At 41.3% G+C, this 15,670-nt stretch carries 17 protein-coding genes; 9 read left to right on the forward strand and 8 right to left on the reverse strand.

Annotated elements, in window-relative coordinates; all coding sequences use genetic code 11:
* Positions 1 to 10 precede the first annotated feature (10 nt).
* Together FSC11_RS11570 and FSC11_RS11575 are read right to left on the reverse strand one after the other, a co-directional pair.
* A complete protein-coding gene (locus FSC11_RS11570) occupies positions 11 to 706 on the reverse strand; it encodes a GntR family transcriptional regulator (RefSeq protein WP_163167020.1) in 696 nt (231 codons plus the stop codon).
* Positions 707 to 967: 261 nt separating this feature from the next.
* Entirely contained in the window at positions 968 to 1,777 is an 810-nt protein-coding gene (locus tag FSC11_RS11575) for a sulfite exporter TauE/SafE family protein (protein ID WP_163167022.1), read from the reverse strand.
* A gap of 27 nt (positions 1,778 to 1,804) precedes the next feature.
* Here FSC11_RS11575 and FSC11_RS11580 point away from each other — a divergent pair, with 27 nt between their 5' ends.
* Complete coding sequence (locus FSC11_RS11580; RefSeq protein WP_163167024.1) at positions 1,805 to 2,560, forward strand: biotin--[acetyl-CoA-carboxylase] ligase; 756 nt, start codon at positions 1,805 to 1,807, stop codon at positions 2,558 to 2,560.
* Between the two features lie 10 nt (positions 2,561 to 2,570).
* The gene (locus FSC11_RS11585; RefSeq protein WP_005221049.1) at positions 2,571 to 3,317 is read left to right on the forward strand and encodes a type III pantothenate kinase; all 747 of its coding nucleotides are present in this window, start codon (positions 2,571 to 2,573) and stop codon (positions 3,315 to 3,317) included.
* Here the strand turns inward: FSC11_RS11585 and FSC11_RS11590 are convergent.
* The 3 genes from FSC11_RS11590 to ffh form a co-directional block, all read right to left on the reverse strand.
* On the reverse strand, positions 3,265 to 3,876 hold the full coding sequence (locus FSC11_RS11590; protein WP_163167026.1) for an RBBP9/YdeN family alpha/beta hydrolase: 612 nt from the start codon (positions 3,874 to 3,876) through the stop codon (positions 3,265 to 3,267). The two genes, FSC11_RS11585 and FSC11_RS11590, sit on opposite strands and share 53 nt — an antisense overlap.
* A gap of 137 nt (positions 3,877 to 4,013) precedes the next feature.
* Positions 4,014 to 4,580: an RBBP9/YdeN family alpha/beta hydrolase gene (locus FSC11_RS11595; RefSeq protein WP_163167028.1), complete on the reverse strand. Its 567-nt coding sequence runs from the start codon at positions 4,578 to 4,580 to the stop codon at positions 4,014 to 4,016.
* Positions 4,581 to 4,722: 142 nt separating this feature from the next.
* A complete protein-coding gene (gene ffh / locus FSC11_RS11600) occupies positions 4,723 to 6,129 on the reverse strand; it encodes a signal recognition particle protein (RefSeq protein ID WP_163167031.1) in 1,407 nt (468 codons plus the stop codon).
* Positions 6,130 to 6,267: 138 nt separating this feature from the next.
* Here ffh and FSC11_RS11605 point away from each other — a divergent pair, with 138 nt between their 5' ends.
* From FSC11_RS11605 to FSC11_RS11635, 7 genes are all read left to right on the forward strand, one after another.
* Positions 6,268 to 7,077, forward strand: coding sequence for a cytochrome C assembly family protein (locus FSC11_RS11605; RefSeq protein ID WP_004893275.1), 810 nt, complete (start codon positions 6,268 to 6,270; stop codon positions 7,075 to 7,077).
* 891 nt (positions 7,078 to 7,968) lie between these two features.
* Positions 7,969 to 8,388: a type IV pilin protein gene (locus FSC11_RS11610; protein WP_163167033.1), complete on the forward strand. Its 420-nt coding sequence runs from the start codon at positions 7,969 to 7,971 to the stop codon at positions 8,386 to 8,388.
* Position 8,389: 1 nt separating this feature from the next.
* Complete coding sequence (locus FSC11_RS11615) at positions 8,390 to 8,896, forward strand: prepilin-type N-terminal cleavage/methylation domain-containing protein (RefSeq protein WP_163167035.1); 507 nt, start codon at positions 8,390 to 8,392, stop codon at positions 8,894 to 8,896.
* On the forward strand, positions 8,868 to 9,284 hold the full coding sequence (locus tag FSC11_RS11620) for a type II secretion system protein (RefSeq protein ID WP_163167037.1): 417 nt from the start codon (positions 8,868 to 8,870) through the stop codon (positions 9,282 to 9,284). Before FSC11_RS11615 ends, FSC11_RS11620 begins: the two co-directional genes overlap by 29 nt.
* A 2-nt stretch (positions 9,285 to 9,286) precedes the next feature.
* Positions 9,287 to 9,928 (forward strand): PilW family protein, encoded by a 642-nt coding sequence (locus FSC11_RS11625; RefSeq protein ID WP_163167039.1) that lies wholly within the window; start codon positions 9,287 to 9,289, stop codon positions 9,926 to 9,928.
* A 30-nt stretch (positions 9,929 to 9,958) separates the two neighbouring features.
* Positions 9,959 to 12,454, forward strand: a complete 2,496-nt coding sequence (locus FSC11_RS11630) for a DUF342 domain-containing protein (protein WP_163167041.1) — start codon at positions 9,959 to 9,961, stop codon at positions 12,452 to 12,454.
* Positions 12,455 to 12,620: 166 nt separating this feature from the next.
* Positions 12,621 to 13,571: a tRNA dihydrouridine synthase gene (locus FSC11_RS11635; protein WP_205681841.1), complete on the forward strand. Its 951-nt coding sequence runs from the start codon at positions 12,621 to 12,623 to the stop codon at positions 13,569 to 13,571.
* A 16-nt stretch (positions 13,572 to 13,587) separates the two neighbouring features.
* Here the strand turns inward: FSC11_RS11635 and FSC11_RS11640 are convergent, their stop codons facing one another.
* From FSC11_RS11640 to sugE, 3 genes are all read right to left on the reverse strand, one after another.
* Positions 13,588 to 14,241, reverse strand: a complete 654-nt coding sequence (locus tag FSC11_RS11640) for a nuclease-related domain-containing protein (RefSeq protein WP_163167043.1) — start codon at positions 14,239 to 14,241, stop codon at positions 13,588 to 13,590.
* Positions 14,242 to 14,278: 37 nt separating this feature from the next.
* Complete coding sequence (locus FSC11_RS11645) at positions 14,279 to 14,761, reverse strand: methylated-DNA--[protein]-cysteine S-methyltransferase (protein WP_026056795.1); 483 nt, start codon at positions 14,759 to 14,761, stop codon at positions 14,279 to 14,281.
* Between the two features lie 110 nt (positions 14,762 to 14,871).
* Positions 14,872 to 15,189, reverse strand: coding sequence for a quaternary ammonium compound efflux SMR transporter SugE (gene sugE / locus FSC11_RS11650; RefSeq protein ID WP_004811247.1), 318 nt, complete (start codon positions 15,187 to 15,189; stop codon positions 14,872 to 14,874).
* Between the last annotated feature and the right edge of the window lie 481 nt (positions 15,190 to 15,670).

The raw sequence follows: 15,670 nt of genomic DNA on the forward strand, positions 1-15,670 counted from the left end.
ATGTCCTGATTTAACGGCGCGAGCGTCTCGCCCACGCAAGTTCAATTTGTTTCATCCGTGTTAGTGATTCCAACACAAGGTTGCGCAAGTGTCGACAAAAATCTTCCATAAATAAAGTGGCCTGATGTGATTTTCGGCTCAGAATTGCATCAGTTACCAGCTTAAACAGATCAAAAGATTCCTGTAGCTCGCGCTTGGAAATATTCAGGGTTAAAAAGTAACTGCGCCGCAGTGAAGGCAGTAGCTCATGGTAGTAACGCATCAGATAGGGATTGCCAACCATGTCCTGCTGCTGCGCCAGCCCCTGAAAGATCAAATCATAAAACTTTTCGGTGTGACCTTGGCGGGTTTCCGCTTCTAGTTGTTCTAATAATAGCTGAACACGCTCTGCCTCATGCGGGCGCCAGGTTTCAGCCATACGCTGCACGATCTGACCTAGCAGAAGACAGCACATTTCAAACAGGGCACGAACTTGCAGTGCAGACATTTCTGAGACAATGGCACCGCGACGCGGATAGATTTCGATGAGCTGGGTGCGTTCCAGCAATAATAATGCTTCACGTACAGAACCACGACTGACATCAAGTTCTGATGCAATTCTCAGTTCCTGGATCCGCTCACCTTCCACAAGCTCACCACGAATAATCTGTTCACTGATATGCCTGGCGATCTGCTCAGACAAGCTGTTTGCTTTTTCCTCGTGCATGGCCATCCTGTCTTTATTTTTATTGATGCAGTTCTTGTCATGCTGAATGACTTTTCATTTATTTAACCTATTTTATTGAAGGAATGCTTTGACATTGTCAGACAATATTCTGTCTATGCAGCCAACCAGCCTCTATATAAACCAGCTTAGCGGTTGTTTATTCTGTTTTTTTATTCTCTTTATCAGCATAAATATATTGATCAAATAAAAAAAGAGAGTACTTAAACTCTCTTTTCTGAAATCTGCATTAAATAAATTACCTTACAGAAAGGCACTGACACCCTGATAAATTAAATAGCTACCGACAACGCTTAATAAAGCCGCAAAACATTTCTTCAACATGACTGGTGACAATAGATGTGCCACTTTTGCCCCCACTTTGGCAGTAAAGAAACTCATGATACTGATACCGATAAATGCATAAATATGAATATAGCCAATGGTATTCGGTACCGTAACATCCGACTGCTTACCAAACCACATAAATCCGAGTGCGCCAGCAATCGCTATGGGGAGTCCACATGCAGCTGAAGTCGCTACGGCTTTTTGCATCACTACGCCACAACGGCTTAAAAATGGTACCGTCAGACTGCCGCCGCCAATTCCAAAGATTGCAGAGGCAATACCGATCCCCGCCCCAACCGCCATTTGTTTTGGTGTAGAAGGTAGTGTGCTTGCCGGATCAATCTTGATATTGGCACGGCTAAACATTCGCAAAGCTACCCATACTGCAAAGAAACCGATCAAAAGCTGCAGGCCTTGACCCGGTAAATAGTCTGCAATGCCTGCACCGAGAAACGATCCAATCACCAAACCAGGTGCCAGATTACGGAAAACAGGCCAAAGTACTGCACCTTTGAGATGATGTGCCATGACCGAACTGATTGAGGTCACAATAATCGTCGCCAAAGAGGTTCCCACCGCCATGTGCATGATAACACTTGGATCGTACTGGAGCTGGGTAAATACAATGTACAGAATTGGCACAATAATCAGGCCACCACCGACTCCAAACAGGCCTGCGGTGAAACCAGCAATTGCACCAATCAACAAATATATGATTAACTCCATAACGACATTTACCACGTTTAAATTCAGATGGATGTAGAAACTCGCGAACTGCAGCAACTGCTTAAAGATGCAGGACAACTGCCTGAAGTCCTGTTGCTGAAACCCGTCACCACTTCGACCAATGATGATGTCCGGGATCTCGCTCAAAAAGACATTCGACAGGTATTGGTCAGCAGTCGTGCCCAAACTCAGGGCCGAGGCCAGCGTCAACGCCAATGGATTTCTCCAGAAGGCAATATCTATTTAAGCACATTGCTGAATACAGAGATACCGATTGATGGTCGTCTCGCGCTTGAAGTTGCACTCAATATTCTGCAAATGCCTAGCTTGCAAAAGCTTGATCTGCAAGTGAAATGGCCAAATGATTTATATAGTCAGAATGCCAAATGGGGCGGCATTCTGGTAGAGCCGCTCTCTACCCATCAGGCAGTGGTCGGTGTGGGAATTAACCTGGCCCCGATTGAAGCAGAACAATTGGATCAGCCGATCACTTCCCTCTCTGAACTGGGCCTGGCTACAGTGACACGCAACCAGCTGATTGCTGAACTCTATCAGGCCATTCAACAGGCAGGTCAATGGTTTAATCATGGCAGCCATAATCTGGCAGCACGCTTTAACCATCATGCAGCTTTCATTCAACAACAGGTGGAATTTACTGACCTACAAGGACAATATGCAGGCATCTTTGTAGGCATTCAGGAAGATGGCGCGGTGCAGATTGAGACTGAATCTGGTATTCAGACCTTTTATCAAGGGCAATTACGTTTAAAGACTGGTAGCTAAGGCAAGATCAATGAAAAAATTATGGCTGGATATTGGCAATACACGTCTTAAATACTGGATCACGGAACAAGACCGTATCATTGAACATGCGGCTGAAATGCATCTACAGTCTCCGGCGGATTTACTGCTGGGTCTGATTCAACACTTTATGGGATCTGGCCTGCATCAGGTGGGAATCTCTTCTGTGCTAGATAAGCAAAATAATGACCGTATCCTGAAAATTCTAAAACGCCTGAATATTCCAGTGATCTTTGCCAAAGTTCATGCTGAATATGCAGGCCTGATCTGTGGTTATGATGATCCGGCTCAACTCGGAATTGACCGTTGGTTACAGGTGTTGGCAGTGGCAACATCGAATACACAAAACTATTGCGTCATTAGCTGTGGTACCGCTCTCACTATTGACTTGGCTCAAGGACAAAAACATCTGGGGGGTTTTATCCTGCCAAACTTACATCTACAGCGGGATGCCCTGATTCAGAATACCAAAGGCATTAAAATTCCAGACGCTGCGTTTGAAGAGCTAAGCCCAGGACGCAATACCATCGATGCAGTACATCACGGTATTCTACTCGGTCTACTTAGCACCATTGAAAAGGTATTAAGTGACTTTCCTGCCCAGCTGATTCTCACGGGTGGTGATGCGCCACTATTTGCACAGCATTTACAATCCTTCCAGCCCGTGATTGAACCCGACCTGTTACTTAAAGGCCTGCAGCATTTTGCAGCTCATTTAGACCATACAGCCGCTGGATGACTTCCAGTAGCTGTGGGAAATCTGCATAGCCATCAGTTTTTTCAAAATGTCCGGCCTGCAAGACTTCAAAAATCTGAGTATTGAGAAGTCGATGGGCCAGACTTAAAGACATGGCAGTGGGTACATGTGGATCATTGTTAGAAATGTACATAACCCCGTATTTATAACTTTTGGAAAGTGTTTTGAAATCCAGTTTTACGCTGCGTACCAGATCATTCAGTTCTGACCACATCACCAGCGGCTGATCAAAACCCGCCACCATCACTACTCCCCGAATAGCTTTATGGTGAGTCAGATAGTGCTGTTCTACGAATTTCAACACACTCAGGCAGCTCAACCCGTGTGCTACCAGAATGGTGTCGGCATCCATTTGCGGAATCTGTACCGCCAGACTTTGTTGCCAATCCTGCATTTTCGGTTCTAATGGATTGGCTAACATGATGCGCTTGGCATCAATACCAAGTTTCTTGACCTGTCGGCTTAACCACGGATACCAATGGTCATTAGAGGTCGACTGATAGTCATGAATGATATAAACGTTCCCTGATTTATTTGTCATCGCTGCATACTTATACTAATTGTTAAAATAATAATGTTCCTGGCTCATTGTTTTAACATGTTTTACAAAGCTTTCAAGAAAATTTCCAGACCACTGGCACCTATTTTGTAAAGTTTAATCTTTCAGCCTCGAAACGCTTATTGGCGTATAAGATTTGGTTCAATACTTTGCCAGACTTCAGGCAGTTTAGTGCAGCCTTGCGAGTCAATAAAATGACCAAAATGCTGAGCCTTAATCACTTGTGCATCCAGACTTTCTGCCTGCTCCAGACTAAATTTTGGTGCTACCCGATCATCACCTTCAGAATAGATGACCACTCGTTCCTGAATCTGCTGCTTCAATAAATCAAAGTCAATTTGGGCAGCATCAATAAATGGATTCACTTCTTCCAGACGTCCGAGTCGACCATTAAAACCAGCAATGAGTACGAGTTGCTTGATTTTCTGCTGTTTCAATTTATGAGATAAATAATGCAAAGCCGCAATAGTGCCTAAGCTGTGAGCGATAAAGATACTGTTCTCATCAACGCTTTCTATCTGCTCCTGCATCTGCTTTTGCCAGGTTTCCAGCCGAGGTGTGGTAGAGGGATCAAGTCGCAAAACTTTTAGGCTTATATGTTCTTCCTTGGCTTTTTGCTGAATCCAGGGATACCAGTTTTCATCTGGACCAGCCGTATAGCCGTGTACCACAATCACTTGCGTCATTTTATTACTCCTGTGTTTACATTTTTTAAAGAGTCTGCCTCAGCTAACGACAGGATTGGGTAAGTAAATGTATGCTTTGATTAAACTGTATATCTTAAAAAGCAAAAAAGGCGCATGAAGCGCCTTTTTTTAAACAAAGAACTTATTTCTTGTCGTTGCCGCCGAACAGTGGACCCATGCCACCACCGCCGCCAAACTGTTTCTGCAAGCCGCCGAGTGACTTCATCATTTTTGCCATACCTGATGGATTGGCAAATTTCTTCATCATTTTCGCCATCTGGGCATGCTGCTTGATCAGTTTATTCACTTCAGCAACATCCATACCACAGCCTGATGCAATACGCTTCTTACGGCTTGGGTTCATCAAGTCAGGGTTACGACGCTCTTTAACAGTCATAGACTGGATGATCGCTTCCATTTTCTTGATTTGTTTTTCAGGGTTGGCTTGAGCAATTGCATCCTGAAGGCCAGCACTGCTCATCCCTGGAAGTTTATCCAGGAAGCCCATCATGCCACCCATCTTGTTCATTTGCTCAAACTGCATCAGCATATCTTCAAAGTTGAAGCTGCCGCCTTTCTGCAGTTTTTTCGCCATTTTCTCGGCTTTTTCTTTGTCGATTTTGCGTTCAACTTCTTCGACCAGAGAAAGCACGTCACCCATGCCAAGAATACGTTGTGCCACACGTTCCGGATGGAATGGCTCAAGCGCATCCAGCTTTTCACCCATCCCCAGGAACTTGATTGGCTTGCCGGTAATGGCACGAACAGAAAGTGCTGCACCACCACGAGCATCACCATCAGTCTTGGTCAGGATTACACCCGTCAAAGGTAGAGCATCGTTGAAGGCTTTTGCAGTATTTGCCGCATCCTGACCAGTCATGGCATCGACCACGAACAGGGTTTCAGTTGGGCTAATCGCAGCGTGTAATTCTTTAATCTCATCCATCATGTCATCATCGACATGCAGACGGCCTGCGGTATCGACAATCAGGACATCAGCAAACTGGATTTTTGCCTGTTCGATAGCACGGTTGGCAATATCAATTGGACGTTCATTGGCATTCGATTCAAAGAAAATCGCACCTACTTCACCCGCAACCGTTTGTAGCTGCTTGATTGCTGCTGGACGGTATACGTCGGCAGACACCATCGCGACTTTTTTCTTTTGACGTTCTTGTAAGAAGCGTGCAAGTTTTGCAGCAGTCGTGGTTTTACCCGCGCCCTGCAAACCAGCAAGTAGCACAACCACAGGTGGTTTTGCTGCCAGGTCGAGGCTTTCGTTCGCCGCGCCCATCATCTTGGTTAGTTCGTCATAGACAATCTTGACGAAGGCCTGGCCTGGAGATAACTGAGTCATCACTTCCTGGCCCAATGCTTCTTCCTTAACTTTCGCGATAAATTCACGAGTTACAGGTAACGCAACGTCGGCTTCAAGAAGTGCCATACGTACTTCACGTAACGTATCTTTAATATTGTCTTCGGTTAGCTGCCCTGAGCCAGTAACATTTCTTAAACTCTGCGTGAGTCGTTCTGTTAAGGTATCAAACATTGCAAAATCCGCTTAAAATAGCCGTGAGCAAAAAATTGTTTCTTAAAATAGAAAATTTATGCATAGAATGCTATAGGATACTGTAGTTCGCATCGAATTTATATAAATGAATATTCATCACCCTTAAAAAGGTTAGACATGGTTAGCCTCCCTCTGGTTTATACAATTTTGGCATTAGTCGCCTATACCGCATCTTTCTGGTATTTGTTTGTTCATTTAATGTCGAAACGTATTCCAAATCAGTGGTTTGTCGGTATCACGGCCGCTCTTGGTCTGGTGTTACATGGCATGGTTCTTTATGGTGACATGCACACCCCGATGGGGATAAATTATGATGTCTTTGTTCTGGTTTCGTTTACTTCCGGACTGATGCTTTTACTGAGTCTGGCTTATAGTACCTATCGCCCTATTCTGCCATTGAATCTGATTGGTATTCCGGTTGCAGCGACTGGCCTGATTTTAGGCTTTGCTTTTACCCCACAAGCCAAAATCATTGTGCAGAACTCGCTTGGTCTTGATATTCATATTATCCTGTCATTATCTGCCTATGCAGTGCTGCTGATGGCCACCATTCAGGCGGTGATTCTGCGTTTTCAGGACCGTGAACTCAAGAAAAAACAGAAACGTCGGGTCTGGGTCAATCTGCTACCATCGTATCAGGATATGGAATCATTGCTATTTGATATGCTGATGACCGGTTTTGTCTTACTGACTATTGCCTTAGGTTTCGGCTTCTTTACCATTGATGATTTCTTCGCCCAGCACCTCGCACATAAAACAGCATTTAGCATTATTTCCTGGCTGGTCTATGGCGCTTTACTGATTGGTCACTGGAAATTTGGCTGGCGTGGACAAAAAGCGGTTCGTTTTACTTTAATCGGTTTTGGTTTGCTGGCTGTAGGTTTTATCGGTTCCAAGTTCGTGCTGGAAATGTTGTTGAATAAATAAGTTTTTAACGGTTTTCAGCCAATTTTTTTCAAGTCAATTTCTTATCCACAGTTTGGGTTACATAGAAAAACTCAATACTTAAGGTCTGTTGACATTTTCAGCTTTGAAAATAGCGAAGTAGTAAAATTAAATCGCTAAACCCAATTTTACTATTTGCCAAGCCTCATACCATGCTGACAGATCAATACTGATCTAAGTTAAGTCCTATTATTCTGCTTATACTTTCGGCATTAATCTCTCACACAAAATTTGAGATTATTTTTAAAGTCATTCTTTATAGAATTCGCAAAGATTGTTCCTAAATTAATGGTTTAATTGAGTTTAGAGTCGACCATAATTTTATGTGCTAATAAAAGGTATAACTTTAAGAAAATGAGAGATCGGATTCTCACAGGCAATACTAAGATTAATATAACTAAAAAATCTAATACCAAATCCAATAATAAGCATACGAAGTGGCATTTATATTGAATCTGGCTTTTAGTTGAAAATGCTTTTGCTCCGCTAAAGTATTTTAGGGCCTATTGCCATTCAATACGGCAAACTAAAACAAACTATAAAAATTCAGTCACCTTAGCCTATATCTTTATTTGGTTATCATTATGAAATATCAATAGACACTATTGTTAAGATTAATTTAAATAAAATTTTAAATGACGCTGTAAATTCTTATATCTAATAATATTTTATTTACATTTCTTTTCATAAAAAACAAAAAAACAACGATGTGAATACACACAGAAATTAATTTACCTTTCATCCTTTAATATATATATTTCATCACAACTTTAAAGACATAAAATAATTTTGCCTCTATATTTTATACACAATTTAAACTATTTTTTAGCAGAAATTTCATTTAATAAACTAAAAATCTGAACCGAGGTAGATATGAAAAGTAAATTAAATGGATTTACCTTAATTGAAGTAATGATTGTAATTGTGATTATCGCCATATTAGCGGCGATTGCTTTACCCAATTATTCAAAGTACGTTACAAGAACCAAAATTAAAGAGGCTCAATCCAATTTAATCGCGCTTTCATTATCTGCCGAAAACCTTTACCAGCGAACATTAACCTATCCCAATAAAACTTACAGCGACTCTAATGCACTTAAAAACAGTGCCGAGTTTAAAACCTGGCAACCTAGTTCCAATGCTTTTAATTATCAATATTCATCAGATGGTTTGACTTATACCCTCACTGCAATAGGAACTGAATCTAGAGTAAATGGCTGCACCCTTACACTTAATAATTCTGGTGTTAGAAATATAAATAGTTGTGGTCATGAAACAGCTTGGTTGAAATGATATGCATCTAATTACCTATCACTCAAAACATACCGGTTTTACTCTTATTGAGTTGATGATCACGATTACGGTATTGGCCATTATTTTAATGATAGGCAGTTCATTGACTCGCTCCTGGATTGACCAAAGCCAGGTAAATAATGCTATTTCTAGTATTCAAAATGCTATTTCTCAAGCGAAAGCCAAAGCGATCAGAAATAAGAACAATACTTCCTTTAATGAAGCTGCTGCCTCTGTATGTATTTATCCTTGGCAAGACTCATTAGAGCCAAAACCTAAGACTGTAATTAAAGTCGTATATGGCTCATGTCCTCTAGATGAACCTGATGATGCTCTTCAAAGTTTTGAGCTTTCAAATATTACAATCCAGCAAGGAGCTTCCTCTCTTAATTGTTTAGATTTCAACTATGTAGGCACACTTGTTTCTGGCTCTACATGCTCAAGCACAGCAAATCCTACACTGACTATAGGAAAGAACAATGAAACAGCAACCATTATTATCCGTTAGTCAGGGTGGTTTTACTTTAATAGAGTCGTTGATTGCTCTGCTTCTGTTTGCAATTATTGTTCTTGGAAGTAGTGCAGCTATCAAGCATATGTTAAGCATCCAAAAGGACATGAATATAAGTTTTATTGTAGTTAATGAAATGCAAAACCGATTACAAGGTGCTCATGATAAAACGGATGTAATCAATGTATGTGACAGGGTGTTAACCACTCCTTATGAAATCAACAGCAGCCAGAAATATTACTTTGGATGTTCCACTAAAAAAATTTCTGCTGAAACTAAAACCATAGAATGGCCAGTTCTTGCTGTAAGTACCACTTCTGCAACAGTAGCGACCAATTGTGCTAAAGGCATTATCGACCCGACTTGCTATGTGGTAGGGAGATAAAGATGAAAAAGAATGGTTTCACCTTGATCGAATTGTTGGTCGGACTGGTTATTGCAATGCTCTGTATGATCATGATGCTCATGCTATTCAGGCAGATCTCTCAGGTCAGTCTCGAAGCCTCTTTCGATGCAGAGTATGACACTCAAGTCCAGATAGGAATGCTGATCTTACAGAAAGTGATTCAAAATGCTGGCTATGGTTCTGGTAATGCTAATGATATTGCAATAGATGCAAGTAAAGATATTTTGTACTTACGTTTCATCCCAGATATAACTACACCTACAATTCTTAAGTGCCAAGCAATATTGTCTAATAATGATATTGAGAATAAAGAATATCAGCTTTATTTACTCGAAAATACAAAGAATTGTGGAACAGATGCAGATCTTAAAACTTCATCAATATGGAATAGTACACATACAACCAGAAGTCCATTAATTACCATTAGAAACAAAAATATCGAAGCAACCACCGCACCTGTTTTCAGTTTTAAAGTCGAAAACCTGACTGGCGGAAAAAAGTGTACACCTTATGGAATTAGTAAAGATAATCCCTCAGGTTCCAAATATGTCACGGTGACAGCTAAAGGCCAGTACTCTAGTGTCAAACAGGTCAGGTCTTCTATTTGCTTAAACAATATTTAATGCGGGATTACTTGAATATAAGGATGAGCAATGCGTACATTTAAAAAGCAACAAGGCATGGCTACCATTCTTCTGGTATTGCTCATTGGAATCACTGTCATGCTGATTACGGCAACTGTTGCGAGAGCACTGACGACCAAGAAAGAGGCAGCGACTGCAGCCCATGCACAAACCAATGCTCAAATTATGGGTTGGGCAGGTGTAAGTGCTTTTAGAGAATACCTTTTTGAGAGAGCAAAAATTAATATAAGTAATATTCCTGAACTGAGAGGCAGAAGTATTAGTCTCCAAACCGAAGAAAATACCCAGCAAGTGGTGGTAAAAAATATTGAAGTCTTAGGCTGTCTCGCTCAGGGTAGTCCTTGTACAGTCAGCGCAGATATCAGTGCCAATAACCTCAGCTCCCAGGCCGCTACGACGATCAGGGCAATTTATAATATTGTATTAACAGAGGGTACTGTTCCCACCATTAATCAAGAAAGCGTTATAAGCTTCGGTGGAAATACTGTATTTTCAGGTTCTACATTAATTGAATCTGAATCTCCAAATGCAAAATTAACAATGAATGTTGAAGGGAGCCTTACTCTAAACCTTTTATTCGAAACTAAAAATATTTCTGAATTAAATATTAATGCTACAGATGATGTTTATATTGACTGCGGATACCGAAACTGTGGCGAGGCTCTTATTAATGTCACCACTCGAGGTAAAGTCACCCTTTTAACAGGTGATAACTTTGGGAACATCAGGGCTTTAGGCACGGTTAGCCTGCAAACAGGTGCAATAGCAAAAAATATCCAATCTATTGGTGATATAACTTTAAGTGGCAACTCTAAAGCCGACAATCTTGAAACAATGGGCAATGTCACCCTAAGCTGGGCTAGCGTCAAAGATGTCAAAGCAAATGGCTGGGTAAGTATGAATACCTCAGCCAAAGCGGGTAAGATTGAATCTAACAAAGATGTCACCTTATGGACAGGAAGCCAGGCACAGGATATTTATGCAAAAAATGAGGTTGAGCTTCACACCAATACGAGTGCAAACAATATTAAAGCAGGAGGCAATGTTCTAGTGACAGGTGCAGGTGCACGCGCAAAGAATATCGAGACTTTAGGCACAGTTGAATTATGGTTAGGGGGCAAAACAGGAGATATTATTGCTAAACGTAATGTAGAAGTTCATACAGGTAGTAATGCAGGTAATATCCAATCTGCCAGTAAAGTTAGCGTAACTGGTGCTGGAGCAAGTTCAGGAAGTATCTACACCACTGGAAACGATGTTGAAGTAAGTTGGCTTGGCACTTCTGGCCCTATTTTTAAAAGGCAAACACAACTATCCCCTTATTTTAATTCACTTCTTGCTCCACAAGTATCTATTAATGAGACTGGAATTCGGAAAGGAATTAATGACAGTACACAATTTCAAAATAAAGTGGATGTTACTGTCTATAAACAAGATGCAAATTATATTTTCACTAGAAATGGGAAATTTGACCGGGTTTTTCTTAACCAATTAAAGAACAGATCCAATACCCTTACTTATATCTATGAAAATAATAGTCAATATATCATGAAGGCTGATGGCACCAAAGAAGTTATTAATTCTACAGGATTCTCAATTGGGGATTATACACTTAATGGGCAAACTTATACCGGTGCAATCTGTCAAACGATTACTAGTGGTAGATGTACCAGTCCGATCATTGGTTATCTTCCACGAATTAGCGTTGGTAAAACCCTAGGTATAGATGATGATTATGGTTATGGTGAAGTATTAAAAAGGTGGCGTGTCCGTTCGCTGTCCACACCTTCTTCAATAGACAATGCAACTCTCGCCCCAGGAATTATGTATTTTGAAGGCACGTTAGAATTTGCAGGAGAGGCAAATTGGCGAGCAGATAGCTTGACTAACGCTTATACAAATAGTTTTTTGGCTGAAGGAGAAATTTGGTCAATTGCTTTTTCTCCTCGCATCTATGCACCCTATCAAGTCGTCCGCGAAGGAGCAGATAAAATATCTTTAATTTGTAATCGCAAATTAAAAACGGTTAGCAAGCTTGACCTTAATATTGCTGCTACAACACCTACTACATTATCCGATAGATATTTGATGCCTATCAATTTATGCAAGAATGATAATCAGTTTCTATACGCTATGGACAAGAATCCAGATGGAAGTAAGAAAAAAGTCACTATCGATGGTCGACCGATTGATAAGTTGGACTTAGGCACTGTTGCACTCATGGCCAATGAACAGATTCATATTGGTGCATGTAGCCGTATTTATGGCAGTGTGCTCAGCCGTAAAGGCGTGACCACTTCTAAAGGATGCGGGCTCACCAATAACCAGAATGCTATTACAGGGACTATTAGCACCCAAGGGGTTGATGGAGGATTAATAGCCAACCATATTATGGGGGGAACCAATATTGTCTTACCTGCTACAAATAAAAGTGAACCTGATGGTGGATCAGGTACTGGATTAAAAGCAGAAAGCGCACAGCTTCGATGGGCCCGGTATTTATAAGCCTTTTACACTCCAGCTGATCATCCCTGAAAAGCTGGTTTTCCATATTGCTCAAATAAGTTCATGATGAATGATTTCATCTTTTAGAAGATCAATTTTGCACTTATCTGGACAAGAGTATTAAAAAGCCGTATAACACCGTTTTTCAAATTCACAGGTGAACACGTTGAAACTTGTTCTTGCACCCATGGAAGGCTTAACGGACCCGATTATGCGCGATGTACTGACATCCGTCGGAAGCTTTGACTGGTGTGTGACCGAGTTTATTCGTGTCACAGATTCGCTGTTGCCGGACCATGTTTACCATAATTATTGCCCTGAACTCCTAAATGAAGGTAAAACTGCAGCCGGTACACCGGTACATGTACAGTTCTTGGGGAATAATCCGGAAATGCTGGCAGCCAATGCAGTCAAAGTTGCTGCTATGGGTGCACCCGCAATTGATATGAATTTTGGCTGTCCGGCTAAAACCGTCAACCGTCATCGTGGTGGTTCAGTACTGCTGGATGAGCCAGAAGTCGTGTATGAGTTAGTGAAAGCAGTGCGTGATGCGGTTCCTACACATATTCCGGTATCCGCAAAAATGCGGCTTGGCTATATGGACCGTAACTTTATGCTGGAAAATGCCCATGCCATTGAAGATGCTGGTGCTGCCTGGGTAACAGTGCATGCGCGGACTAAAGCGGATGGCTATACCCCACCTGCATTCTGGGACCAGCTACAACCGATCCGTGAAGCCTTAAAAATTAATGTCATTGCCAATGGTGAAATCTGGACAAATGCCGATGCCAAGCAATGTCAGCTGGAATCTGGTTGTGAAGATCTGATGATTGGACGCGGTGCAGTAACGACGCCTGATTTGACTCAATGTATCCGTAGAAATAGTGATGATCCACTCATTAGCTGGAACGAACTGCTTGGTCTGCAAATTCGTTTTCTGAATGGTTCCTATAAAAAAGAAATGAATATGGTCGGTCGTTATAAGCAGTGGCTCGGCATGATGTCCAAGCATTATCCTGAAGCGAAGTCGCTGTGGGATGAAGTAAAACGGGTAAAATCGCTGGAAGAAATTACTGAAAAGCTCAGAGCCGCTCAGCATTCAGCTAAAAATCCCTGAACTTTTCAGGGATTTTTTATTTAACTTGCTTACGCTGCTTTAAGCCCGCTATATGTTGACGATTGGTCTGCCTGGATTTCTCCAGCATAGCCTTCTCCAGATGCAGCTGAATCCGATTGAGTTTGGTTTCAGAAATTACCGGCTCTTGAAAGCTTTTCACGTAATCCGTCCAGCTGGCATTACGAAAAACATTTGCTGGCATCGCGGTCTTAAACTCAGCTTCTGGCATAAACACCACCAGTGAATGGATATGTTCTGGACTTAAAACGTCTGTCAGAACCTGTTCCAGCACTTTGACGTGTTTATAGTTCTGATGCAGCGGATTCTGGAATTTATAACTCTGTTTATAAAGTTTTTGAGTCCACATTTTTTGACGTTCACCCCCAAAAATCCAGCCTTTATAATTTTTGGTTTCAATCACAAATAGCCCAAATGGGCTTAACAGTAGATGATCAATCTGGGTAGTAGCCCCTTGCCCATCCTCAAAGGTCAGGTCATTCATCAAGATATAATGCGGCTGTTTAAGATAGCGTTTAGCATGCACAATAACGGCAAACTCACCGAATTTCCCTTTAAGATATGGTTTAAATAGCTTGAATAAAGCTGCTAAGGAAAATAAAAGAAACAGCCACCAGAAATTTTCAATCACTGGAGCAAAAAATGGATTCATTTTGTCAGGTCAGATTTTTATTAGGATAGAATATATCTTACTTATTTCGTTCAATATTTAACAGGATTTCCTTGCGCTCCAGTCCACCTGCAAAACCCACCAAAGCGCCATTGGCACCAATCACACGATGGCATGGAGCAATAATCGAAATCGGATTACGACCGTTGGCAGCCCCCACGGCACGAACCGCTTTCGGATTACCAATTTCCAGGGCAATATCACGATAGGTTCGAGTTTCTCCATAAGGAATATTCAGCAAGGCCTGCCAGACACTTTTCTGAAATGGTGTACCAGCAAAATCGAGTGGCACATCAAAACAGCTACGTTGACCAGCAAAATATTGTTCCAACTGTACTTTAGTCGCAACCAGAACAGGATGCTCTGGATCTTCCATTAAAGTTGCCAGCTTTACCCGGTTCGGCGTTTCACAATCCCAGAGCACCGCAACCAGTGCCTCAGTACTGGCGACCAATCGCAATTGCCCTACAGGTGAATCCATATAGATATAGCTTAAGTTCATGTCTTCACCCTGTTGGATTGCCATAGAAAGATTATTTTAACGCAATGATCAATATAAGGCTGATATAAATAAATACTGAAACATTTACATTAGGGTACACCCTATAAACTTTAAGAAGATGAGAGTTTCATCAAGACCAGACCGGAAATAATCAAGACAGCTGCTAGCATGCGCATGGCAGTCGCAGGTTCTCCCAAAATAAAAATCCCAATCAGGAAAGAACCAACCGCACCAATTCCGGTCCAGATGGTATAGGCGGTGCCTAAAGGTAGTGTACGCATAGCGTAAGCCAGCAGTGCAAAACTTAGAAACATGAAAAAGATAGTAATAATGCTGGGGGTCAGTTTGCTGAAGCCTTCCGATAGCTTCATTGAGTAGGCCCATACTACCTCAAAAAGACCTGCCAGTATGAGTAAAAACCAGGCCATATGCCCTCCTTCATGAATTAAGAAATCAGGCCGTCCTGACGATTTTTCCTGAGCAAAAGCAATATTTTACATCAAGGGAGGTCGTTCCTCCTAAAACTGTGAGATTGTATAAAATTACTTGCAAAAATATAGTGCAGATTACAAAAATTGACCGTATGAGATGTAACTTAACTCAGCTTAACTTAAGCACCCAAGACAGCTCTCGAAAAAATCGCTACCTTAGACACACAGTTGAGAATAAAACAGAGTTCTCAGTCACTTTAAAAATGACAACAAAGTGCTCAGCACTGCTCCAAAACAAGAAGTTTATCCACATCAAACAATTAAGTTATGCACATGAATTAAATTTAAAATTGTTCGGAGAAGTTACACAATGAAACACGAATTTAAAATAAGTTGATCACTTTTTATAAAGCTTGATTTGTAAGCATGGGTGAATAAAACACCAGAATTTGTAAGTCTTTCAAAATAGAAAAAGAAC

It is taken from the genome of Acinetobacter schindleri (assembly GCF_010918895.1).
Taxonomy (GTDB): Bacteria; Pseudomonadota; Gammaproteobacteria; order Pseudomonadales; family Moraxellaceae; genus Acinetobacter; species Acinetobacter schindleri.

Bases quoted from the DNA above. Each gene is read 5' to 3' on its own strand.
- FSC11_RS11580 (WP_163167024.1), top strand. From the start codon at position 1,805: ATGGATGTAGAAACTCGCGAACTGCAGCAACTGCTTAAAGATGCAGGA.
- FSC11_RS11625 (WP_163167039.1), top strand. From the start codon at position 9,287: ATGAAAAAGAATGGTTTCACCTTGATCGAATTGTTGGTCGGACTGGTT.
- FSC11_RS11570 (WP_163167020.1), bottom strand. From the start codon at position 706: ATGCACGAGGAAAAAGCAAACAGCTTGTCTGAGCAGATCGCCAGGCAT.
- FSC11_RS11630 (WP_163167041.1), top strand. From the start codon at position 9,959: ATGCGTACATTTAAAAAGCAACAAGGCATGGCTACCATTCTTCTGGTA.
- FSC11_RS11610 (WP_163167033.1), top strand. From the start codon at position 7,969: ATGAAAAGTAAATTAAATGGATTTACCTTAATTGAAGTAATGATTGTA.
- FSC11_RS11590 (WP_163167026.1), bottom strand. From the start codon at position 3,876: ATGACAAATAAATCAGGGAACGTTTATATCATTCATGACTATCAGTCG.
- FSC11_RS11640 (WP_163167043.1), bottom strand. From the start codon at position 14,241: ATGAATCCATTTTTTGCTCCAGTGATTGAAAATTTCTGGTGGCTGTTT.
- FSC11_RS11575 (WP_163167022.1), bottom strand. From the start codon at position 1,777: ATGGAGTTAATCATATATTTGTTGATTGGTGCAATTGCTGGTTTCACC.
- ffh (WP_163167031.1), bottom strand. From the start codon at position 6,129: ATGTTTGATACCTTAACAGAACGACTCACGCAGAGTTTAAGAAATGTT.
- FSC11_RS11605 (WP_004893275.1), top strand. From the start codon at position 6,268: ATGGTTAGCCTCCCTCTGGTTTATACAATTTTGGCATTAGTCGCCTAT.
- FSC11_RS11585 (WP_005221049.1), top strand. From the start codon at position 2,571: ATGAAAAAATTATGGCTGGATATTGGCAATACACGTCTTAAATACTGG.
- FSC11_RS11620 (WP_163167037.1), top strand. From the start codon at position 8,868: ATGAAACAGCAACCATTATTATCCGTTAGTCAGGGTGGTTTTACTTTA.
- FSC11_RS11645 (WP_026056795.1), bottom strand. From the start codon at position 14,761: ATGAACTTAAGCTATATCTATATGGATTCACCTGTAGGGCAATTGCGA.
- sugE (WP_004811247.1), bottom strand. From the start codon at position 15,189: ATGGCCTGGTTTTTACTCATACTGGCAGGTCTTTTTGAGGTAGTATGG.
- FSC11_RS11595 (WP_163167028.1), bottom strand. From the start codon at position 4,580: ATGACGCAAGTGATTGTGGTACACGGCTATACGGCTGGTCCAGATGAA.
- FSC11_RS11615 (WP_163167035.1), top strand. From the start codon at position 8,390: ATGCATCTAATTACCTATCACTCAAAACATACCGGTTTTACTCTTATT.